Origin of the sequence: Pusillimonas caeni, assembly GCF_003545815.1 — a bacterium.
Taxonomy (GTDB): Bacteria; Pseudomonadota; Gammaproteobacteria; order Burkholderiales; family Burkholderiaceae_B; genus Pusillimonas; species Pusillimonas caeni.
On record NZ_PDUW01000005.1, the window covers coordinates 38,156 to 60,042 of the forward strand.

Below are 21,887 nucleotides of genomic sequence, written 5' to 3' on the forward strand. Positions count from 1 at the left end.
GCAATGCAAAAGGTCTGATGATAGCCTTTTACGACATCGAGCACTGCTCGTGATAGACGTCTTTATGCATTTCGAGCGGGGTGTCGATCTTCTTTAGCACCACATCGTCGCCCTCGCCCTTGACCGCTTCGAAGGCATAGTAGTTCTGGATGGGCATGTGGTTGTTATTGAACTTGAACGGCCCCCGCACCGACTTGAGCTCGTCGCCCGCCGCTTTGACCGCCTGCGCGAACGCCTTCTTGTCGGAGACGTCGCCGTTCAACTTGCCGACTGCAATGTCCAGCAGGTTGCCCGCATCGTAAGCCGCAGCCGCGTACATGCTGGGAGCGCGATTGTATTTTTCCTTGAACGCCTTGACGAATGCATTGTTCTCGGGGCTGTCGTATCCCGCGCTCCACATGGCGCCGGCGATGACGCCTTCGGCCAGGTTCTTGAGCGCCGGCAAGGTGGTGCCGTCCACCGTGAACACCGACAGCACGGGCAGCTTGCCCAGCATTCCGGCCTGGCGCATCTGCTTGACGAAATTGATGCCCATGCCGCCCGGATAGAACACGAACAAGGCATCGGCGCCCGAGGTTTGCAGCTGGACGATTTCGGCCGAGTAGTCGGTCTGGCCCAACTGGGTGTACAGCTCTTCGACCACCTCGCCCTTGAAGTAGCGTTTGAAGCCTTCGAGCATTTCCTTGCCGGCCTGATAGTTGGGCGCCATCAGGAACACCTTGCCATAGCCCTTCTTTTGCGCATACACGCCCATGGATTCGGCGGGCCCGTCGCTTTGCCAGGCGGCGGCGAAAATATTGGGCTTGCACCCGTCTCCGGATATGGCGCGGGCCCCGGAGTTGGTGGAAATGGCCACCACGCCCGATTCGACGATTTGCGGAAGCTGGGCCATGAGCACATTGGTGTAGCCCATGCCCACAATGGCATCGACATGGTCGCGTTCGATCAGCTTGCGCGCAATCTGCACCCCTGTTTCGGGCTTGACCTGGTCGTCTTCCTTGATGACGGTCACGGCCTGGCCGCCCAGCTTGCCGCCATGCTGGTCGATAGCCAGCATGAGGCCGTCGTACTGGTCTTGCCCAAGGGCGGCGCCCGGCCCGGACAAGGGGCCGCTGAAGCCGATCTTGATGTCGGCGCTGGCCGGCGAAGCCAGCAGCGCGAGCGAGCTCGTCAAGCCCGCGATAAGCATTTTGCATTTCATGTTTGTCTCCTGGGGAAACTCAAACCGAGTGATTGTTATGGGTTTGAGACGGGCACTGCATCGATCAAAACGAAGCCCACCATGCAGGGCTTGTCGCTTCTGTTGCTCCACGAATGGTTGGTGCCCCGCTGGACGAGCACGTCGCCGGCGGTCATGCGCACTTCGCCCTCGTCCATGACGGCCCAGATCTCGCCTTCGAGGACGAAGGCGTAATCGACCGAGTTCGTCCGATGCATGGCTTCGTGGCGTTCGCCGCTTTCATGCATCGCGTCCGCGCCGGAATCGCCCATCGAAGCGAAGGCCTGGTCGCGCTTCCATTTGCCGACGTATTCTTTGTCGGGAGGAAACTGCACCACCCTGAACACCGAGCCGGAGGGCGGCGGCGCCAGGCTGATCTGGGCCGAGCACGGGTCGGCGCTGCCCTCGTTGCTGGCCGGCGCCCGGTCGGTCTTCCAGATGTCGGTGACGCCGAAATTGGACACCCCCGCCAGCGCCATCGAGTGCGGCGACGGCGCGTCGGAAATGATGATGGACCTGCCCCGGGCGTCATGCCCCGTAACGATGCGGCGCACGGGCCGGATGTCGCTGCCAGTCTCCATGATGGCTCCTCCGATTGTTGTTGTATGTGTAGCAGGAACAGGGGGGGTGCCGCCTGGGCGCCCCGCCCAGACACGGCTATTGCTTGAGCGGCGCCAGGCCCATGATCTCGCGCGCCTCGGTTGCCGTGGCGGGCTCGTGACCCAGCTCGCGGACGATGCGCACCAGGCGCTCGACCAGCTGCACATTGGTGGCCAGCACGCCGTGTTCATAATACAGGTTGTCTTCCAGGCCGGTGCGCGCATGGCCGCCCAGCAGGATGCCCTGGACCGTGGCCGGCAACTGCGCGGGACCGATCCCGCTGACGTTGAAGATGGAGTCGGGCGGCAGATGGTCGACCATCATCTGCAGGATGCGGGGGGTGTAAGGCAGCGCGCCCTGAAAGGCGTTGACGCCGATGACTATGTTGATGAAGTACGGCGCCTTGTCCTGTCCGGCCTTGATGGCCCTGCTCACATCCTGGACGATGTCCTCGAGGCTGAAGACCTCCCATTCGGGCTTGATGCCGCGCGCCATCATCTTCTCGGCCAGTTCCTGGATGCGCGTGGGAGTGGTGGGAACCAGAATCTCCTTGCCGCCGAAGCTGGCGCAGATGGTCTGCGCATCGAGCGTGCACATTTCGGCGCCGGGGGCTTCCATGCCCTTGAGGCGCTCTTCGAAGTTGATTTCCCACAAGCCGTTGTTGAGCTGGTGAATCATGTCGCCGTTGATGCCGCCGCCGGTCGAGTTGTTGAGCACGATGTCGCATTTGTCGCGGATCAGGGCGTTCATTTCGCCGTAGACCGCCGGATCGCAGGTGGCCTCGTCGTCGCTGGCGCGGCGCGCATGCAGGGCCACCACACTGGCGCCCGCGTTGTAGCACCGCAGCACGTCTTCGGCGATTTCCTTGGGCTGGGTGGGCAGGTTCGGGTTCTGCTTTTTGCTGGCCATGCCGCCGGTGGGAGCGACGGTGATGATGACTTTGCGCTTGCTCATTGTTTGTCTCCTGGTGCAATGCGGCCGATAGCGGATCTTTGCATCGTATCGGCCATGAGGTGGCTTGAATAATGCCCGAAGGCTATATGCGCTATTCAGTTTTCAAGTATCGGACGTCAGCTTTTCGTATGCCGAGGCCAGTTCGGGGTCGATGCGGCGCATGTCTTCGTGGGACACGCGGCCGGTGCGGGTCATGTAGCTGTAGGCAAATTCTACTGGACTCATGGAGGGCACCAGCCGGTCCATTTTTTCGTACCATTCGATGCTTGCGTTCGCGGCCTCCCAAATCTTGCGCATGGGCGGCAGGCGCAGTTCGCGGAAGCGCTCGCGCGCTTGCGCGACGTCCTCGCCCTTCTCTTTGAAGGCCTTGAACAGCGCGACGGCGTCCTCCATGGCCAGGCGGGTGCCCGACCCGATGGAGAAATGCGCCGTGCGCAGCGCATCGCCCACCAGCACGACGTTGTCGAAGCCCCAGCGCTCGTTCCAGATGACGGGAAAATTGCGCCAGTAAGAATGGTTGCTGACGATGGGATGGCCTTCGAGGTCTTTGGCGAACACCCGCTCGCAGTAGGCAATGGTGTCTTCCGGGCTCATGGTGTCGAAGCCCGCGCGCCGCCAGGTGTCCTCTTCCACTTCCACCAGGAAGGTGCTCATGTCGGGCCGGTAGCGGTAATGGTGGGCGCAGAACACGCCCTGCCCGGTTTCGCGAAAGGTGAGCGTGAGACTGTTGAACGCCTTGGTGGTGCCATACCAGATGAACTTATTGGGCCGCCAGTCGGTGGTGGTGCCCAGTTTTTCTTCGTTCTCGGCACGCAGCCAGGACGACACCCCGTTGGCGCCCACCACCAGATCGGCCTCGCCGAGTTCTTCCAGGCCGGCGACTTCGGTCTGGAAGCGGATATGGACGCCCAGTTTTTCGACATATTCATACAGCAGAGTCAGGAGCTCGAGCCGGCCGATGGAAGCGAAGCCGTTGCCGGCGATGGGAATTCGGGTGTCGTTATGGACCACGGTGATCTCGGGCCAGTTCTCCAGATGGGGAGTGAGATAGTGGTAAAGCTGCTCGTCGTCGCCCTTCAGGAACTCCAGCGCGCGGTCGGAGAACACCACGCCGAAGCCCCACGTGGCGTCGCGCGGATTGCGCTCATAGATGACGATGTCGTGCGCCGGGTCGTGCTGCTTCATCAATGCGGCAAAGTAGAGCCCGGCCGGGCCGGCCCCGATGATCCTGATCTTCATTGAACTGTCTCCTTGACTGCGTTCGCCCTTTGGGCGCCGCGCATACCGCCATAGTAGTGCAAGCCGGGGTTATAAAAATAATGCCTGAGTGATATAGTCGTTATTCGAAATTCGGTTAACCCTGCCGCCTCCTGGCCGGCGCCGGCCTCTTTCGCATCGACCGGTTTCCGTCTTTTTTTCAGCCCACCCACCATGCACACACGCCTGCTCGAATACATGCTGCGGGTCGCCGAACTGGGCAGCATCAACAAGGCCGCCCTCGACCTGAACCTGTCGCAACCCACGCTTTCGCGCCATATTGCGGCGCTGGAAAAGCTGATGGGCACCGCGCTGTTCGTGCGCACCCAGGGCGGCGTCAGCCTGACGGAGGCGGGCAGGCTGCTGGCCGATCGCGCCCGTCCCCTGCTGAGGCAGTTCTCGATGCTGAAGGACCAGGTGGGCGAAATGGCGACCGGGCAATTGTCCATAGGCGTGCCCACATCATGGCAAAAGGTCTTTACCTCGCGCTTCGTGGGCACGCTCGTCAAGCAGCATCCGGAAATCAAGCTGCGCGTCCACGAAGGCGTCAGCAATATATTGCGCGACCATCTTCTGGCCGGCGTGCTCGACCTGTGCATCATTCCCTTCGACCCTTCGCCGCCCACCGGCTATGTGCAGACTCCGCTGGTTCGCGAACCCCTGATCGTATTGGGCAACCGCGCCGAAAATCTCGACCCGGGCGAACCCACTCCCATATCGCGCGTCGACGGCGCCAAGCTGATTCTGCCCGGACGTCCCAACGCCATCACTTCGCAGATCGAGCACATGCTCAAGCGCAAGGGCATGCATTTCAACATCGCGGTCGAAACCGACACCTTGGCGCTGTGCCTGGACCTTGCCCGCGAAGGCCTGGGCCTGACCATCGTTCCCGCCTGCGCGCTATACGAGCACGGCATGTCCGACATCAGCTGGAGCCCTTTGCGCGGGCTGTACCTTACGTGGTCGCTGTTCGAGAGCCTGGCGCGCTCCCACTCGCAGGCCGTGCACGAAGGGCGCCGCCTGGTGCACAGCACGGTCGCCGAGGCAGTCGGGCAGGCCGCCTGGCACGGAGTGGAAGCCACACGCCAATTGGCGCATGCGGCGCCGGACGTAGAGCCGGCGGGATGAGCTTCTTCAAAGGGTGAATGGCCCGTCCCTCTTAAAAGGCCCCGCCAACCTGCTGGTGCGGTTTACTCATGCCGTTTAGATACATTTAGAAACCCTTTCGCCAGGGAAACGTTCGCCTCATCGGACGCAATGTTATAGCCAATTTTTAGGCGAAAATACGAGAAATTAGGAGTTTAAGATAGCAACTTGACGAAAGTTCCATCCTTATCAGAATTTGCCGAATGGTGCCGGCATCCCTAACATAGCCGGATACCTTCAACATTTTCACTCCCCGACTTCCATGACCGCCATCACCACGCTCGAAGTCCGCCGCAAAAAAGACGCGGCGTCCGTTCGCTGGACCATAGGCCAGATCGTCGAACTGTACGAATTGCCCTTCCTCGATCTGCTCTTCCGCGCCCAGACGGTGCATCGCGAACATCATGAGCCCAATACGGTGCAGCTTTCCAGCCTGCTGTCGATCAAGACGGGCGGCTGTCCGGAGGACTGTTCGTACTGCCCTCAATCGGCGCGCTATGAAACCGAGGTGGAACGTGAAAAGCTGATGCCGCTGGACGAAGTGCTGGAAGCCGCGCGCCAGGCCAAGGCCGGCGGCGCGCAGCGCTTCTGCATGGGCGCGGCCTGGCGTTCGCCCAAGCCGCATCAGATCGACGCGGTGGCCGAAATGGTGGCCGCCGTCAAGGCGCTGGGCCTGGAAACCTGCGTCACGCTGGGCATGCTTAAAGAGGGACAGGCCGAACAATTGCGCGACGCGGGACTCGACTACTACAACCACAACCTCGACACCTCGCCCGAGTTCTACGGCCAGATCATTTCCACGCGCACTTATCAAGACCGTCTCGACACCCTCGAGCGCGTGCGCAACGCCGGCATCAATGTCTGCTGCGGCGGCATCGTCGGCCTGGGCGAATCGCGCCGCGAGCGCGCCGGGCTGGTCGCGCAACTGGCCAATATGAATCCCTATCCCGACTCAGTGCCCGTCAACAATCTCGTCAAGGTCGAAGGCACGCCGCTGTACGATACGCCCGACCTCGACCCGTTCGAGTTCATCCGCACCGTCGCCGTGGCCCGCATCACCATGCCCAAGGCCGTCGTGCGCCTGTCCGCCGGACGCGAAGCCATGAGCGAGACGATGCAGGCCCTGTGCTTCGCGGCCGGGGCGAACTCCATCTTCTACGGCGAAAAGCTGCTTACCACCGGCAACCCGCAATACGTGCAGGATCGCGCCCTGTTCGAGCGCCTGGGGCTTCGGGAAGCCGGCCACGAGGGCCACGATACTGCCGCGACGGTGCATGAAGCATTGAATCAGGCCTGATCCCGGCGCGGCGGAACCGAAACCGAAGCCGGAAAACACCGAACTCAGCCCTATGTTCAATCTTGCGGCGAGCGTCGCCTCCAGCGTCGCCGTCTCCGTCCTGCTCAAGGTCGCGCGCCGCCGGGACATCCGGGTCGACCAAGCCATTGCCGTCAATTATCCCGTTGCCGCCCTGCTCTGCCTTGCGCTGCTGCGGCCCCATCCCGGGCAATTGCTTGCTCCCGGCACGCCGTGGTGGGTGCTGATTCTGCTTGGCCTGCTGCTTCCCGGCATTTTCCTGGCCATGGCGGGCGCGGTGCGCCATGCGGGCATCGTCGTCAGCGACGCCGCGCAGCGGCTCTCGCTGCTGATTCCCCTGGCGGCGGCCTTCCTGCTGTTCGGTGAAAGCGCTTCCACCACGAAACTTGCGGGCATGGCCGTGGCGCTGGCGGCGCTGGCTTGCCTGCTGTGGCAGTCCGGCGGAACGAATGCCGCGACGCAGGACGGCATGAACATCGCGACGCAGTCCGCCGGCGGACGTTCGGGAAGCAGGAGCGGCACCCTGGCCTTGCTGCTGTGCGTCTGGGCCGGCTACGGTGCGATCGACATCCTGTTCAAGCAGATGGCCCGCAGCGCCGTGGATTTTTCCAGCAGCCTGTTGGCCTCCTTCGTGCTTGCCGGCCTGCTCATGGGGGCCTGGCTGTTTCTACGCGGCACCCGGTGGCGGCTGCGCAGCGTGACGGCGGGCGTGCTGCTGGGCGCCTTGAACTTCAGCAACATCTATTTCTATCTGCGCGCCCACCAGCAGTATCCCGACAACCCCACCCTCGTCTTCGCCGCCATGAACATCGGCGTGATAGGCCTGGGTACCCTGGCGGGCGCCTGGATGTTCAAGGAAAGCCTGCCGCCTCGCAAACTGGCGGGCCTCGCCTTGGCGGTGGCCGCCATCGGCCTGCTGATGCCGCGCTAGGGCCGTTGACGCCAAGGCCTGCGGCCAGAAACGATCTCAGGTCGCCGCAGGCGCTTCTTCGGGCAAGGGCTCGCCGGAGACGTCGCTCTCGACATCCACGCGAGGATCCAGCGCGGCCACCACCGGGGTGGCCTGCACTTCGGCCATGGGCACGAACTGGGTCGGCGCGTCGGGACTGAGGTGATCGCCCTTGACCTGCTGCGGCCGCACGTACAGCACCAGAATGGCTGCGCAGGCCGACACGAAGATGAAGAAGGTTTCGGTGCCGATATCGCGCATCAGGGCGCCCGCCGCCAAAGGCCCCAGACAGGCGCCCAGCCCATAGGCCGTGAGCACGATGGCGCTCAGGCCCACGCGGCGCTCGGGTTCGATATTGTCATTGGCAAAGGCCACGCCTATGGGATAAAGGGTGAACTGCAATATGCCGAAAGCGCAGGAAATCAGCAGCAAGACCCAATAGGGCAATTGTCCCCAGCCCCACAGCGGCACCCCCACCAGCAGCAAGAGCAGCGAATTGACGCGTATCAGGCCGGCGCGGTTCACCCTGTCGGCCAGCCAGCCCAGGGGGCCCTGGGCCAGCAGGCCCGCCGCCACGGCCGCCGCCACGAAGATGGCCGCCTGGTTGTTGTCCAGCCCCTGCTTCACCGCAAAGACGGGCCCGAGGCCGTAGAAGGCCCCCGTCAGCAGGCCGCTGATGAAGACCGTCGCCAGCGACATGGGCACCAGCGAAAGGTAGTAGCGCGGCTTGATGGGCACGGGCACCTGCATGGCGGGGTGCAGGCGGCGCGTCAGGGCGACGGGCACCAGGCACAGCACGGAGCAAATGGCCGCAAAGACGATGGGCTTGTAGTCCAGTTCGGGAAACATGGCCAGGGCCAGCTGGCCCAGCACGGTACCCAGGCCGGAAAAAACCATGTACAGCGCGAAAATGCTGCCGCGGATCTCGTTCTCGGCCTGCTCGTTCAGCCAGCTTTCCACCACCATGAGCTGGGCGACCATGGCCAGACCCACCAGAAAGCGCAGCGCCAGCCAGATCCAGAGGTTGTCCACCAGGGCCATGGTCAACAGCGCCACCGTGACGATGGCCGCGCCCGTGGAATAGGCGCGTATGTGCCCGAACAGGATGATCAGCTTGTGGGCCACCCGCGCGCCCGCCACGAGGCCGAAGTAATACGCCGCGATCTGCGCCCCGACCCACATCTCGGACACGGAAGCGGCCGTCAGCCACAGGCTGAGGAAAGTGTTGAACAGACCGGTGCCCAGCAACATCAGCAGCGTTGCCAGGTAAAGAGAGAAAAAGGACGCTACGTTCTTCAGCATGAATAAGCACTGCCGCCCGGCAATGCCGGACGGCAGATCGATACTCCCACATTAAAAGTCCCGACATTGCAGCGCCGGCCCGGCGGGCGGCGCCGCAATGGGCCGACTTTGCAAGGGAAGCACTCGGCGTGCCGGAAGGCGTTCCCGCGGCTTTCACATGCCAGGGCCTGCGACGCCACAAGGGCAGCCGCGCAGGCTCCTGAGCCGGTCAGATCTGCTTGAGCAGTGTCTGGGCATCGCTGACGCTCAGCCCCGGGCCGTTCTCGAGATTCAGTTTCTCGACCACGCCGTCGCGCAGCAGGGCCGAATAGCGCTGCGAACGCACCCCCAGGCCCTTGTCGACCAGATCGAGCTCCAGCCCCAAGCTCTTGGTCCAGGTGCCGCTGCCGTCTCCGAGCATGCGCACACGGCCGTCGACGCCCAGGCTCTTGCCCCAGGCTCCCATGACGAAGGGATCGTTGACCGCCACGCACCAGATCTCGTCCACGCCTTTGGCCTTGAGCTGGTCGGCTGCCTCGACATAGCCGGGCAGGTGTTTTTCAGAGCAGGTGGGCGTGAAGGCTCCCGGCACCGCAAACAGGGCCACTGTCTTGCCCTTGGCTTGCTCGGCCACCTTGAAAGGATTGGGCCCCAGGCCGCAGGCGTCGGTCTCCACCTGCACGTATTCGGCCAGCGTGCCGTCGGGAATTCGATCGCCTTCTTTGATGGTCATGGTGTTTCTCCTGTTGGATGGTGGCTTGCCGCGGACATGCGTCCGAAGCACTGTATTGAGGATTTACGCAATGTTGTTTGTAGCATGTTCCGATGCTGCCCGAGGGGGAAAACCCTAGGCGGAGCATAGGCAAAACAGGGCTTTATTCAGAAGGACATGCTTGAATTCAATTAGAAACATCTGAACACGCGGCTTTCACTTTTCGGCAATGTAAGTTGTGCACAATAGCCATCCATCGTGCTCCCGGCGCGCCGCCACACAATCATAAGCAGAGACTTCGCATGATACTGCCCAAAATGTCCGCCGCCTTGCTGTCCATGAGTTTCTTCGGCAGCGCCTATGCCTGCGCCGAACTGCATGGCCATACTTCGCTCGATCAATGGATCGTGATATGCGGCGCCGCAAACGGCGCCGCCGCCGTTTTTCACGCATTGCCTCACGATCTGGCCCTGCACCGCGAGACGGCCAAGACGCACATCAGCCGCTTCGCCGCCGAAAGCGGCGCCGGCTCGCTGGAGTTCGAGCCTCTGTTCGAGCGCGGATTGACCGAGGGCCAAAGGCTGGTCTCCAGCCGCAGCAACCTTTTCGTGCCCAGGAAAGGAACGCTGCTCGACGGCTTCCACCATGACAAGCACATCGACTACGCCGACGTGCAACGCGCGCTCAGCGCTTAGCATCCGTTGACGCCGCCAGGGCGGCCGCACGGCCCTGGCGAACCATACTCGCGGGTATCGCGTATAGTATAAGGTTCTGATCCTTATCCAGTTTTTGACATGAGCCACACCCCGTCGGCCGAGCCCGCGCTCAGCCATCTCGACGATGCCGGCCAGATCCGTATGGTCGACGTCAGCAGCAAGGTCCCGACCCAGCGCAGCGCCACGGCGCAATGCCGCGTCCGCATGAGCGCGCAGGCCTATCGCTTGCTTACCGCACAAGAAAATAGCAAGGGCGAAGTCCTCAACACCGCCCGTGTCGCGGGCGTGCTGGCGGCTAAGCGGTGCGCCGAGCTCATCCCCTTGTGCCACAGCCTGCCGCTCAGCTTCGCCGGCATCGAGTTCTTCCCCGAAGACGAGCACCACGCGATCACGGTGCGGGCCACCTGCCGCACCGACTACAAGACCGGGGTCGAGATGGAGGCCATGACCGCCTGCAGCGTGGCGGCGCTTACCATCTACGACATGTGCAAGGCGGCCGACAAGGGCGTCGTCATCGAAGACGTGCGGCTCAAACACAAATCCGGAGGTAAAAGCGGTGAGTGGCACAGCGATTAATGTTCTGTATTTCGCCCAGGTCGCTGAACTGACCCAGGTGCGCCAAGAGTCATGGCCCCTCGAAGGCCCCATCAGCGGGGCCGACTGGCTGACCCAGCTCGAACAGCGCTATCCCCAGCTTGCGCCCGCCAAGCGCCTCAAGCTGGCCGTCAATCAATTCCACGCGCGGCCCGACAGCGTCATCCAGCCGGGCGACGAGGTCGCCGTATTCGAGCCCGTGACCGGAGGCTAGCCATGGTCATCGTGCAGCAACAGGATTTCGATTCCGCGGCGCTGGTGGCACAGATCCGTGAACGCACGGCGGGCACGGCCGGCGCGCTCGTCACCTTCACGGGCTATGTGCGCGACTACGCGCCCGACCAGCCCACGCAGACCCTGTATCTCGAACACTACCCGGGCATGTGCGAACGCGAGATCGCCGAAATCTGCGATACCGCGCTGTCGCGCTGGGACGTCGCCGAAGTGCTGGCCGTGCACCGCTACGGCGAATTGCACCTGAAAGACCAGATCGTCTTCGTCGCCGTGGCCAGCGCGCATCGCGGCCAGGCCTTCCTGGCATGCGAGTACGTCATCGACGCGCTCAAGACCCGCGCGCCTTTCTGGAAGCGCGAAACGTTGGCCGGCGGCGAACGTTTCTGGGTGCAGCAGCGCGAGGCCGATGCCGAAAAAACCGAGCAATGGAAGCAACCCTAGAGAGCGAACAATGAGCAAGGCAGATCCAAACGCCCCCCGCGTATCGTTGAACTGCGCCGTACTGACCATTTCCGATTCGCGCACGGCCGAGAACGACACTTCGGGCGATTACCTCGGCGAAAGCATCGGCGCGGCGGGACATCGCTGCGTGCGCCGCGCCCTGTCCTCGGGCAATATGTACGAGTTGCGCAAAATCGTCAGCGACTGGATCGCCGACGGCGAAGTGCAGGTCGTGATCACCAACGGGGGCACGGGCTTCACCCATCAAAAATCAACCGGCGCCGCCATCACGCCGCTGCTCGACATGACTCTGGCCGGATTCGGCGAACTGTTCCGCCATCTGTCGTATCTGGAGATCGGCAGTTCCAGCCTGCAGTCGGACGCCTTCGCCGGGGTGGCCAACGATACCCTGATCTTCTGCGTGCCCGGCTCCACCAATGCCTGTAAAACGGCCTGGGAAGGCATCATCAAAGAACAGCTCGACAGCACGCATCGCCCGTGCAACTTCGCGACGCATTATCTCAATGCTGCCGATACGCTGAGCCTGTAGAACCGCGTCTTGCGGCGCTGCCGCCCGGCCATCGACCCACTGCGGCTGCCCATGCGGCCGCAGCCGACAACATTAACCGCTGATAACGACATGCTTGATTTCGACGTCGCCCAGGCCCAGCTCGCCCAGGCCGGAAACGCCCCCCGACAAACCGAGGACTGCCCGCTGCACGAGGCAACGGGCCGCATCCTGGCCAGATCGCTGACCGCGCATCTGGACATGCCGCCGGCCGACAACAGCGCCATGGACGGCTACGCCATCCGCTTCGCCGACTACCAGCCGGGCCGCGGCCTGCCCGTGCAGCAGCGATGCTACGCCGGAGAGCAGCCCCAGCCGCTGCAGGCCGGCCAATGCATCCGCATCTTCACGGGCAGCCTCATCCCAGAGGGCGCCGACACGGTGGTCATCCAGGAAGACACCAGCGAAACCGACAATGTCCTGCTCATCAACGAGGCTCCCGAGCTGGGCGCCCACATCCGCCGGCGCGGCGAGGATGTCCGGAAGGACAGCATCCTGCTCGAAGCGGGCAGGCGGATCGGCGCGGCCGAAATCGCCCTGCTCGCCTCCCAGGGCTACGCCAGGGTGCCCGTCCATCCCCGGCTGAAGATCGGCATCCTGACCACCGGCGACGAGCTGGCCGAACCGGGCACGCCGCTGAAAGCAGCGCAAATCTACAACTCCAACGGTCCCATGCTGGCCACCCTGGTGGCGGGGATGGGCGCCCTGCCCGTCCACGTGCTGCATGCCAGGGACACGCTCGAATCGCTCGAGCAGGCGCTGGACACCCTGATCGCCGACTGCGATCTCATCCTCAGCGTCGGCGGGGTGTCCGTGGGCGAGAAAGACCTGGTCAAGCCCGCCATCGAGAAGGCCGGCGGCGAACTCGACCTGTGGCGCGTCAGGATGAAACCAGGCAAGCCGGTCGCCCTGGCCCACGCCCAAGGCAAGCCCATCGTGTGCCTGCCGGGCAATCCCGTCTCGGCCTTCGCCGTGTTCGCCCTGCTGGTGTCGCCGCTGGTGCGCCGCATGCAGGGGCGCGAGCAATGGCTGCCGTCCATCGAATACGCCCGGCTCGACAGCCAGCCGCCCTTCAATGACATACGCGATGAGTTCATCCGCGTCCGGGCCGAGCGCGGCGACGACGGCAGTACGCGGCTGGGCGTGTTTTCGCGCCAGGGCTCCGGCGTCATCAGTTCGCTGCCCTGGTCCGACGGCCTGGCACGGATTCCCGCGGGCAGGCAGTTCGAGGCGGGCGACCTGGTGCCCTACTACAGCTGGTCGACCTGGCTGGTGTAATCGCAGTGCGCGGACACCGTGTTGCCGCGCAATACCGCCTGCCTGCGCGCGCACAGGCCCCGCTCCGCTTGCAGAGACATCAGTGAAAGCCTAGGGGATCTTCTTCCCGCCGACCATGCGCCACTCATCAGGCGTATTGATGTTGCGGAACAGATCCGGGCCCTCACCGAAATCTACCGGCACGGCGCCATGGCGCCGATGCCAGTCCAGCACCTTGCGCCCGCCGTCCAGCAAATAGGCTCGCAGGTCTTTTTCCAGCTCTCGTCGCACCAGCATGCACAACGGATGCGCCTTGGGCCCGGCACAGGCGTAGGCCAGCGGCGCGGCGCCGGCCACGGCCTCGCTGAGACGCGCGGGCAGCTCCGGAGGCAGATGCGGCACATCGACCGGCGACACGAGCAGCCACGGCCGCCGGGACCGCGCCATGACGCTGGCCACGCCGGCCAATGGCCCGGCATCGCCGCCGAATTCAGGGTCGTCGGAAACACACTGGCCGTAACGGCCGTAGGCATCGAGGCGGCGGTTGGCGCTGATATAGACGGTGTCCACCCAGGGCCTCATGTACTGCGCCACCCATTGCACCAGCGGCGCGCCGTCGAGCATCAACAGCCCCTTGTCGACCGCAGGCCCGCCTTCTGACCGCATGCGGCGCGACTGGCCGCCCGCAAGCACCAGGCCGTCGATTTCGTTGCGGTGAATCATGCGTCGACGACCGGGCCGAAGCTTGCACATGCCGTGTCTTGCCCGGTTTGATATCGGCGCCTCACGCCCCCTCGCGGTCGAACTTCGTGCGCAGGCTTTCGCCGGCCACCCCCCAGTATTGCGGATCGACGAGCTCGATCAGCACATTGACCGATTCGGGCGGCACCTGCAATTCTTCGATCAGCACGTCGGTCAGGCGGCTGATCAGGCGATCGCGCGCCTGCGCATCGGGATGCTTGGCGCAACTGAGTTTCAATATCGGCACGGCGGGGATTCCTATAAAAGACAAATACAAAGAGAGGGGAACGAACCTGGTCGAGCCGGATCGTCCGTCTTTCGCGCCCGACGGAAAGAATCCCTTTCACAATGGGGTGGTATGTCGCAGTCGAAAGCGGTCCCTTGCGCAATGAAGCCCAGCTTCGCTCCGTCACATTGAGCCGATTCCATTTCCCATCGCAACGAACTGAAGCGCGGCGGCCCTTATCCGCCTATATAACTCATTTCGACCTTGTCGCGCCGTGCGGTCTCTTGGCCGCGCAGTTCAGAGTAGTGGTCGTCGCGGCCGTGCCAGATGGCGGCCAGGCGGTCGCGGATCTGTTCGTCGCTGGCGCCGCCGCGCAGCAGCGAGCGCAGGTCGTGGCCGGAGTCGGCGAACAGGCACAGAAAGATGCGGCCTTCGGGCGACAGGCGGGCCCGGGTGCAATCGCCACAGAACGGCTGGGAAACACTGGTGATGACGCCGATTTCGCCGCCGCCATCGGCATAGCGCCAGCGCTCGGCCACCTCGCCCCGGTAATGGGCATCGACGGGCTCGAGCGGGAACTCGCTGCCGATGAGGTCGAGAATCTGCTTGCCGGTCAGGACCTCATCGAGATTCCACCCGTTGGTCGAGCCGACGTCCATGTATTCGATGAAGCGCAAGATGTGCCCGGAATGGCGGAAATGCCTCGCCATGGGCAGAATCTGCCCGTCGTTAAGCCCCTTGCGCACCACCATGTTGACCTTGACGGGCGCCAGGCCCACGCGAGCGGCCTCTTCGATGCCCTCGAGCACCGTGGCGACACTGACGTTGCTGTCGCTCATGCGTTCGAACATGGAGTCGTCCAGGGCGTCCAGGCTGACGGTAACGCGTTCCAGGCCGGCGTCTTTCAGCGCCCTGGCCTTCTTGGCCAGCAGCGTGCCATTGGTGGTAAGAGTCAGGTCGACCGGTTCGCCGTCGGGCGTGCGCAGGTCGGCCAGCAGGGCGATGAGGTTCTCGAGGTGCTTGCGCAGCAGCGGCTCGCCGCCGGTGAGGCGTATCTTGCGCACCCCCAGACCCACCGCGATGCCCGCCACCCGCGCAATTTCTTCGAAGCTGAGCAGGGAGGCGTGCGGCATGAACTCGTAGTCGCTGCCGAAGACCTCGCGCGGCATGCAGTAGGTACATCGGAAATTGCAGCGGTCGGTCACCGAAATGCGCAGGTCGTGCAAGGGCCGGCGCCGCAGGTCGAGCAGCGGCCCGCCGGCGAAGGGCGCGTCGGTGCCCGCCGCGTGCGGCGTGCCGGTAGATTGCTGGGTTAGGTAAATGACTTTGCTCACGGCTTCATGGTAATCGTTTTTGCTCAGGCACGGGCGGCGCTGCGACCGGCGGCGGCGCCGAAAGCCTGCTGCAGGCTCAGCACCTTGCCGATGTCGGCGGCATCATAGCCCACCAATTGAGACACATAGCCGCGGTAAGCCTCGCTGTCGAGCAGGTCCAGCAACCGGCGCATTAGGGGGCTTTCGAGGCTGTCGCGCTGCACGGCGAAGAAATAACGCTCTTTGGCCAGCGGGATGAAGTCGAGCCCGCATCGCCAGGCCGCGGTTTCGACGCCTATGCCCGCGTCGGCCATGCCGCTGGCGATATGGGCGGCGATGGCCATGTGGGTGAACTCGCTGCTGTCGTAGCCCTGGATGCGCCGGGTATCGATGCCCAGTCGCTCGAGCATGAGGCCCACCAGCAAGCGGGTGCTGGACCCGACCTGCCGGTTGACGAAGCGCACGCCGGGCTTAACGAGGTCTGCGATGGTATGGATCTGCTTGGGATTGCCGGGCTGCACGAACATGCCGGTGTCGCGCTGCGCCAGGTAGATGAGGCAGTGCCGCTCGCCGTCGAGCCGTGGGCTGTAGTGCCCCAGGATGGCGTCTTCGAACTCGCCCGCCGGCACCTGGAACCCCGCCAGATCGCACTCGCCGCGATTGAGCGAGGCCAGCGCTTCGAATGCCGTGCGATAGCGGAGCTCCACCGGCGACATGTCCTGGTCGTTGGCCATCTGCATCAGTCCCTCGACCGCAAAGCCGTGGCTGGCGTGCAGCCGCAGGCGCGGCCGGCTTTCGGGGTACAGGCTTTCGAGCTCTTCCTGGAGTTCGGACGCCATGCTTTCGAGCATGGGCGTCAGGCGCGCGTCCATGCGGCGGTTGGCCCACAGCAGGTGGCGGGCGAAATCGGTCAGCTTGCTGCCCTGGCGGCGGCTGGTTTCGAGCAGGGCCATGCCGAATTCTTTTTCGGCATGGCGCAGCAGGCCCCAGGCGTGGCGGTAGGAAATGCCGCAGGAACGACAGGCCCCCGCGATGTGGCCGACGGCATCGATGGCGGCCAGCAGGCGCAGTATTTCGCCCAGAGCGAATACCGCGCCGCTGGGCTTCTCGAGCACCCATTCGGAATTCAGGCGGGCCTGGAACTTATATGTCATTTTGTGCCTATTGAAAGCAGGCTACATACCTAGTAGATTAATATTTCCAGCATGCGGTTATTATGCACTCATACTCATAATAAAGCACCCGGCCCCACCCCAAGCGCCGCCCTTGCGCGCATACCGGCCCGTCGCATCGCGCATACGCCACGTATTACCAAGGAATCCTATGAACACGCCGCACAAGGCCCCTCTTTCCGAAGACACGGTGCAGCAAGCCACCCAAGAGGCCCTGCACCGCCACGCCGGCCAGAAAGGCAATCTGCTGCCCATCCTGCACGACGTCCAGCACGCCCTGGGCCATATCCCCGAGGCAGCCGTGCCGCTCATCGCGCGGGCCCTGCAGCTGTCGCGCGCCGAAGTGCACGGCGTGATCAGCTTCTATCCCCATTTCCGGCAAACTCCCTCGGCGGACCTCGTGCTGGAAGTCTGCCGCGCCGAGTCCTGTCAGGCCATGGGCGGCGACCAGCTCGCCGCCCATGCCCAGCAAAAGCTCGGCTGTGGTTTTCACGCAACCAGTACCGACGGCAAAGTCACCCTCGAACCGGTCTACTGCCTGGGGCTGTGCGCCCAGTCTCCCGCCGTCATGATCAACGGCAGGCCCCACGCCCGCGTCACCCCCGCCAAGCTCGACCAATTGCTGGGCGCCCAAGGAGCCTGACCATGACCGATACCGTCAAAATCTTCATTCCCCGCGACTCGGCCGCGCTGGCGGTCGGCGCCAACGACGTCGTCCAGGCCATCGAACGCGAAGCCGCCGCGCGCGGGCAATCCATCCAGATCGTGCGCAACGGTTCGCGCGGCCTGCTGTGGCTCGAACCCATGGTCGAAGTCCAGACCCCGCAGGGCCGTATGGCCTACGGGCCCGTCCAGGCCGAAGACGTGCCCGACCTGTTCGATGCCGGCTGGCTGCAGGGCGCGTCGCATCCGCTGGCGCACGGCCTCACCGACGAAATTCCCTATCTCAAGAACCAGCAGCGCCTCACCTTTGCGCGCGTGGGCATCACCGACCCGCTCAGCCTCAGCGACTACCAGGCGCACGGCGGGCTGACGGGGCTCAAGCGGGCCGCCACCATGGAACCCGCCGCCATCGTCGACGAAGTCATCGAGTCGGGCCTGCGGGGGCGCGGCGGCGCCGCCTTCCCCACCGGCATCAAGTGGAAGACGGTGCTGACCACGCCCGCTCAGCAAAAATACATCGCCTGTAACGCAGACGAAGGCGATTCGGGCACGTTCTCCGACCGCATGATCATGGAAGGCGACCCCTACACCCTGATCGAAGGCATGACCATCGCCGGGCTGGCGGTGGGCGCCACCTATGGCTACATCTACGTGCGCTCCGAATACCCCGACGCCGTCGCCACGCTCAACAGCGCCATCCAGAACGCGCGCGCCGCGGGCTGGCTGGGCCACGACATCGCCGGCACCGGCCGCGCCTTCGACCTCGAAGTGCGCGTGGGCGCCGGCGCCTACATCTGCGGCGAAGAAACCTCCATGCTCGAAAGCCTGGAAGGCAAGCGCGGGCAAGTGCGCAGCAAGCCGCCCCTGCCGGCCATCAAGGGCCTGTTCGGCCAGCCCACCGTCATCAACAACGTCATTTCGCTGGCCACGGTGCCCATCATCCTGGCCAAGGGCGCAGCCTACTACCGCGACTACGGCATGGGCCGCTCCAAGGGCACGCTGCCCTTCCAGCTGGCGGGCAATCTCAAGCACGGCGGCCTGGTCGAGCGCGCCTTCGGCCTGACCCTGCGCGAACTGCTGTACGACTATGGCGGCGGCAGCGCCTCCGGGCGGCCGCTGCGCGCGGTGCAGGTCGGCGGCCCCTTGGGCGCCTACCTGCCCGAATCCCAGTGGGACACCCCCATCGACTACGAAGCCTACGTCGGCATCTCGGCCATGGTCGGCCACGGCGGGCTGGTGGCCTTTGACGATACCGTAGACATGTCTAAAATGGCTCAATACGCCATGGAATTCTGTGCCGTCGAGTCCTGCGGCAAATGCACGCCCTGCCGCATCGGCGCTGTACGCGGCACCGAGGTCATCGAAAAAATCCGGGCGGGCAACGAACGCGAACAGCAAATACACCTGCTGCGCGACCTGTGCGACACCATGCTGGGCGGATCGCTGTGCGCCCTGGGCGGAATGACTCCCTATCCGGTTCTTTCCGCGCTCGATCATTTCCCCGAAGACTTCGGCCTGGCCAAGTCCTCACAACCGGCCGCCAGCGCCGTCTGACTCCGGAGCCCAACATGCTAGAAACCATCGTCCAACGCGAACGCGACTTCGGCACCCCCGCTTCGCTCGCTGCCGAAACCGTCACCCTCACCATCGACGGCGTCGAATGCGCCGTGCCCGCGGGCACCTCCGTCATGCGCGCCGCCGCCATCGCCGGCATCAACATTCCCAAGCTGTGCGCCACCGACAGCCTCGAGGCCTTCGGCTCCTGCCGCCTGTGCCTGGTCGAAATCGAAGGCCGGCGCGGCTACCCGGCCTCGTGCACCACACCGGTCGAAGCCGGCATGGTCATCCGCACCGAAACGCCCAAGCTCCACGACTTGCGCCGCAACGTCATGGAACTCTACATTTCCGACCACCCGCTCGACTGCCTCACCTGTCCTGCCAACGGCGACTGCGAACTGCAGGACATGGCCGGCGCCGTGGGCCTGCGCAACGTGCGCTACGGCTACGAGGGCGCCAACCATCTGGACGACGCCACCGACACCTCCAATCCTTATTTCGACTACGACCCCTCCAAGTGCATCGTGTGCAGCCGCTGCGTGCGCGCCTGCAACGAGGTCCAGGGCACCTTCGCCCTCACCATCGACGGCAAGGGCTTCGCCTCGCGCGTCGCGGCCGGCCAGAACGAGCCCTTCCTGGACAGCGACTGCGTCTCCTGCGGTGCCTGCGTGCAGGCCTGCCCCACGTCCACCCTGGTCGAGAAAACCGTGGTCATGATGGGCCAGCCCGAGCACTCGGTCATCACCACCTGCGCCTACTGCGGCGTGGGCTGCGCCTTCAAGGCCGAAATGAAGGGCGACCAGGTCGTGCGCATGGTGCCCTGGAAAGACGGCCAGGCCAACCGCGGCCACTCCTGCGTCAAGGGCCGTTTCGCGTGGGGCTACGCCACCCACCAGGACCGCATCACCAAGCCCATGATCCGGGCCAGCATCCACGAGCCCTGGCGCGAAGTCAGCTGGGACGAGGCCATCAATCACGCCGCGTCCGAGCTCAAGCGCATCCAGGCGAAGTACGGGCGCGATTCCATCGGCGGCCTGACCTCCTCGCGCTGCACCAACGAAGAAACCTACCTGGTGCAAAAACTGGTGCGCGCCGCCTTCGGCACCAACAACGTCGACACCTGCGCACGGGTCTGCCACTCGCCCACCGGCTACGGCCTCAAGACCACGCTGGGCGAATCGGCCGGCACGCAAACCTTCGACTCCGTCATGTTCACCGACGTGGTCATCCTCATGGGCGCCAATCCCAGCGCCGCGCACCCCGTGTTCGCCTCGCGCCTCAAGCGGCGCCTGCGCGAAGGCGCCAAGCTCATCGTCATCGATCCGCGCAGCATCGAGCTGGTCGACTCGCCCCACATCAAGGCCGACTTCCACCTGCCGGTCCGTCCGGGCACCAACACGGCGCTGCTCACCTCCATGGCCCACGTCATCGCCACCGAGGGCCTGATCGACGAGGCCTTCGTGGCCGAGCGCTGCGAACTGCCGGCCTTCGAGCAATGGCGCAGCTTCGTCTCGCAGCCCGAGAACTCTCCCGAAGCCATGGCCGAGATCACCGGCGTGCCGGCCGCCGACGTGCGCGGCGCGGCCCGCCTGTTCGCCACCCAGGGCAACGGCTCCATCTATTACGGCCTGGGCGTCACCGAGCACAGCCAGGGCTCCACCACCGTCATGGCCATCGCCAACCTGGCCATGGCCACCGGCAACCTGGGCCGCGAAGGCGTGGGCGTCAACCCGCTGCGCGGCCAGAACAACGTGCAGGGCTCCTGCGACATGGGTTCCTTCCCGCACGAACTGCCCGGCTATCGCCACGTGTCCGACGACGCCGTGCGCGGCGAATTCGAACGCGACTGGGGCGTCACTCTGCAGCCCGAACCGGGCCTGCGCATCCCCAATATGTTCGACGCGGCGCTTAGCGGCTCGTTCAAAGGCCTGTACTGCCAGGGCGAAGACATCGCGCAATCCGACCCCAACACGCAACACGTGGCAGCGGCGCTGTCGGCCATGGAATGCGTCATCGTGCAGGACATCTTCCTGAACGAAACGGCCAAGTACGCGCACGTTTTCCTGCCCGGCTCCAGCTTCCTGGAAAAAGACGGCACCTTCACCAATGCCGAGCGCCGCATCTCGCGCGTGCGCAAGGTCATGGAGCCCCTGGGCGGCCTGGGCGACTGGGAAGCCACGTGCGCCCTCTCCAACGCCATGGGCTATCCCATGCACTACAGCCATCCCAGCGAGATCATGGACGAGATCGCGCGTCTTACGCCCACTTTCCAGGGCGTCTCGTTCGCCAAGATCGACGAACTGGGCGGCAGCGTGCAGTGGCCCTGCAACGAAGAGGCGCCCGCCGGCACCCCCACCATGCACGTCGAAGAATTCGTGCGCGGCAAGGGCCGCTTCGTCATCACCAAGTACGTGCCCAGCGACGAACGCAGCACGCGCAAGTTCCCCTTGCTGCTTACCACCGGCCGCATCCTGTCGCAGTACAACGTGGGTGCGCAGACCCGCCGCACGGCCAACAGCTTGTGGCACAAGGAAGACGTGCTCGAGATGCATCCCCAAGACGCCGAAGACCGCGGCATCTCGCAGGGCGACTGGGTGGCCGTGCAAAGCCGGGTGGGCGAAACCGTGCTGCGCGCCGACATCACCGAACGGGTGCAGCCAGGGGTCATCTACACCACGTTCCACTTCCCCGAGTCGGGCGCCAACGTGGTCACCACCGACAGCTCAGACTGGGCCACCAACTGCCCCGAGTACAAGGTGACGGCGGTGCAGGCGCGGCGCGTGTCCCAGCCCTCCACCTGGCAGGCCGGCTGGTCGCGCTTCAGCGACGTGCAGCAAAAGCTGCTGCACGAGCGGCAGCGCGAAGGCGAGGCGCTGCCTGAAAGCACGGCCCAGGCCAAGCCCGGCAACGAGCGCCCGACAGAGCGCGAAGGCGAAGCCGCCGAACAGGTGTAGGCGGTGCAATCGGCCGAC

The 21,887-nt window shown here is 64.5% G+C and carries 22 protein-coding genes; 12 read left to right on the forward strand and 10 right to left on the reverse strand.

What is annotated here, in order from left to right; translation table 11 throughout:
• Window positions 1–28: 28 nt before the first annotated feature.
• The 4 genes from CSC67_RS12050 to CSC67_RS12065 form a co-directional block, all read right to left on the reverse strand.
• Window positions 29–1,201, reverse strand: coding sequence for an ABC transporter substrate-binding protein (locus CSC67_RS12050; protein ID WP_118994781.1), 1,173 nt, complete (start codon window positions 1,199–1,201; stop codon window positions 29–31).
• A 35-nt stretch (window positions 1,202–1,236) separates the two neighbouring features.
• On the reverse strand, window positions 1,237–1,800 hold the full coding sequence (locus CSC67_RS12055) for a cupin domain-containing protein (RefSeq protein ID WP_167752881.1): 564 nt from the start codon (window positions 1,798–1,800) through the stop codon (window positions 1,237–1,239).
• Between the two features lie 76 nt (window positions 1,801–1,876).
• Window positions 1,877–2,773: a beta-keto acid cleavage family enzyme gene (locus CSC67_RS12060; protein WP_118994783.1), complete on the reverse strand. Its 897-nt coding sequence runs from the start codon at window positions 2,771–2,773 to the stop codon at window positions 1,877–1,879.
• Between the two features lie 102 nt (window positions 2,774–2,875).
• The gene (locus CSC67_RS12065; RefSeq protein WP_118994784.1) at window positions 2,876–4,012 is read right to left on the reverse strand and encodes an FAD-dependent monooxygenase; all 1,137 of its coding nucleotides are present in this window, start codon (window positions 4,010–4,012) and stop codon (window positions 2,876–2,878) included.
• A 192-nt stretch (window positions 4,013–4,204) separates the two neighbouring features.
• On the opposite strand from CSC67_RS12065, the gene CSC67_RS12075 reads away from it, so the two are divergent.
• The 3 genes from CSC67_RS12075 (at window position 4,205) to CSC67_RS12085 (ending at window position 7,422) form a co-directional block, all read left to right on the forward strand.
• Window positions 4,205–5,158 carry a LysR family transcriptional regulator gene (locus CSC67_RS12075; RefSeq protein ID WP_118994786.1) on the forward strand — a complete coding sequence of 318 codons (954 nt, stop codon included), beginning with the start codon at window positions 4,205–4,207 and terminating at the stop codon, window positions 5,156–5,158.
• A gap of 280 nt (window positions 5,159–5,438) precedes the next feature.
• On the forward strand, window positions 5,439–6,473 hold the full coding sequence (gene bioB, locus CSC67_RS12080; protein ID WP_118994787.1) for a biotin synthase BioB: 1,035 nt from the start codon (window positions 5,439–5,441) through the stop codon (window positions 6,471–6,473).
• 52 nt (window positions 6,474–6,525) lie between these two features.
• Window positions 6,526–7,422, forward strand: a complete 897-nt coding sequence (locus tag CSC67_RS12085; protein ID WP_118994788.1) for an EamA/RhaT family transporter — start codon at window positions 6,526–6,528, stop codon at window positions 7,420–7,422.
• A gap of 36 nt (window positions 7,423–7,458) precedes the next feature.
• On the opposite strand, the gene CSC67_RS12090 is transcribed toward CSC67_RS12085, so the two are convergent.
• Together CSC67_RS12090 and CSC67_RS12095 are read right to left on the reverse strand one after the other, a co-directional pair.
• A complete protein-coding gene (locus CSC67_RS12090) occupies window positions 7,459–8,742 on the reverse strand; it encodes an MFS transporter (RefSeq protein WP_118994789.1) in 1,284 nt (427 codons plus the stop codon).
• Window positions 8,743–8,950: 208 nt separating this feature from the next.
• A complete protein-coding gene (locus CSC67_RS12095; protein ID WP_118994790.1) occupies window positions 8,951–9,454 on the reverse strand; it encodes a peroxiredoxin in 504 nt (167 codons plus the stop codon).
• A gap of 281 nt (window positions 9,455–9,735) precedes the next feature.
• Here CSC67_RS12095 and CSC67_RS12100 point away from each other — a divergent pair, with 281 nt between their 5' ends.
• From CSC67_RS12100 to CSC67_RS12125, 6 genes are all read left to right on the forward strand, one after another.
• The gene (locus tag CSC67_RS12100) at window positions 9,736–10,128 is read left to right on the forward strand and encodes a hypothetical protein (RefSeq protein ID WP_118994791.1); all 393 of its coding nucleotides are present in this window, start codon (window positions 9,736–9,738) and stop codon (window positions 10,126–10,128) included.
• Between the two features lie 99 nt (window positions 10,129–10,227).
• A complete protein-coding gene (gene moaC, locus CSC67_RS12105; RefSeq protein WP_118994792.1) occupies window positions 10,228–10,725 on the forward strand; it encodes a cyclic pyranopterin monophosphate synthase MoaC in 498 nt (165 codons plus the stop codon).
• On the forward strand, window positions 10,706–10,957 hold the full coding sequence (locus tag CSC67_RS12110; protein ID WP_118994793.1) for a MoaD/ThiS family protein: 252 nt from the start codon (window positions 10,706–10,708) through the stop codon (window positions 10,955–10,957). The genes moaC and CSC67_RS12110 overlap by 20 nt, the downstream gene beginning before the upstream one ends.
• A gap of 2 nt (window positions 10,958–10,959) precedes the next feature.
• Window positions 10,960–11,418, forward strand: a complete 459-nt coding sequence (locus CSC67_RS12115; protein ID WP_118994794.1) for a molybdenum cofactor biosynthesis protein MoaE — start codon at window positions 10,960–10,962, stop codon at window positions 11,416–11,418.
• A gap of 10 nt (window positions 11,419–11,428) precedes the next feature.
• Entirely contained in the window at window positions 11,429–11,968 is a 540-nt protein-coding gene (gene moaB / locus CSC67_RS12120) for a molybdenum cofactor biosynthesis protein B (protein WP_118994795.1), read from the forward strand.
• A 90-nt stretch (window positions 11,969–12,058) separates the two neighbouring features.
• Window positions 12,059–13,264 (forward strand): molybdopterin molybdotransferase MoeA, encoded by a 1,206-nt coding sequence (locus CSC67_RS12125; RefSeq protein ID WP_118994796.1) that lies wholly within the window; start codon window positions 12,059–12,061, stop codon window positions 13,262–13,264.
• A gap of 90 nt (window positions 13,265–13,354) precedes the next feature.
• Here CSC67_RS12125 and mobA read toward each other — a convergent pair whose 3' ends face one another.
• The 4 genes from mobA to CSC67_RS12145 all read right to left on the reverse strand — a co-directional run bounded on the left by mobA (window position 13,355) and on the right by CSC67_RS12145 (window position 16,677).
• Entirely contained in the window at window positions 13,355–13,966 is a 612-nt protein-coding gene (mobA, locus tag CSC67_RS12130) for a molybdenum cofactor guanylyltransferase MobA (RefSeq protein ID WP_167752882.1), read from the reverse strand.
• Between the two features lie 61 nt (window positions 13,967–14,027).
• Window positions 14,028–14,231, reverse strand: a complete 204-nt coding sequence (locus tag CSC67_RS12135) for a tautomerase family protein (protein WP_118994798.1) — start codon at window positions 14,229–14,231, stop codon at window positions 14,028–14,030.
• A 215-nt stretch (window positions 14,232–14,446) separates the two neighbouring features.
• Window positions 14,447–15,544, reverse strand: coding sequence for a GTP 3',8-cyclase MoaA (gene moaA, locus CSC67_RS12140; protein ID WP_118994799.1), 1,098 nt, complete (start codon window positions 15,542–15,544; stop codon window positions 14,447–14,449).
• Between the two features lie 23 nt (window positions 15,545–15,567).
• A complete protein-coding gene (locus CSC67_RS12145) occupies window positions 15,568–16,677 on the reverse strand; it encodes a substrate-binding domain-containing protein (protein WP_118994800.1) in 1,110 nt (369 codons plus the stop codon).
• Window positions 16,678–16,846: 169 nt separating this feature from the next.
• Here CSC67_RS12145 and CSC67_RS12150 point away from each other — a divergent pair, with 169 nt between their 5' ends.
• Genes CSC67_RS12150 through fdhF form a run of 3 tightly spaced genes read left to right on the forward strand, consistent with a single transcriptional unit; the run spans window position 16,847 to window position 21,869 of the window.
• The gene (locus tag CSC67_RS12150; RefSeq protein WP_118994801.1) at window positions 16,847–17,338 is read left to right on the forward strand and encodes a formate dehydrogenase subunit gamma; all 492 of its coding nucleotides are present in this window, start codon (window positions 16,847–16,849) and stop codon (window positions 17,336–17,338) included.
• A 2-nt stretch (window positions 17,339–17,340) separates the two neighbouring features.
• A complete protein-coding gene (locus CSC67_RS12155; protein ID WP_118994802.1) occupies window positions 17,341–18,912 on the forward strand; it encodes a formate dehydrogenase beta subunit in 1,572 nt (523 codons plus the stop codon).
• Between the two features lie 14 nt (window positions 18,913–18,926).
• Entirely contained in the window at window positions 18,927–21,869 is a 2,943-nt protein-coding gene (fdhF, locus tag CSC67_RS12160; RefSeq protein ID WP_118994803.1) for a formate dehydrogenase subunit alpha, read from the forward strand.
• Window positions 21,870–21,887: the final 18 nt, after the last annotated feature.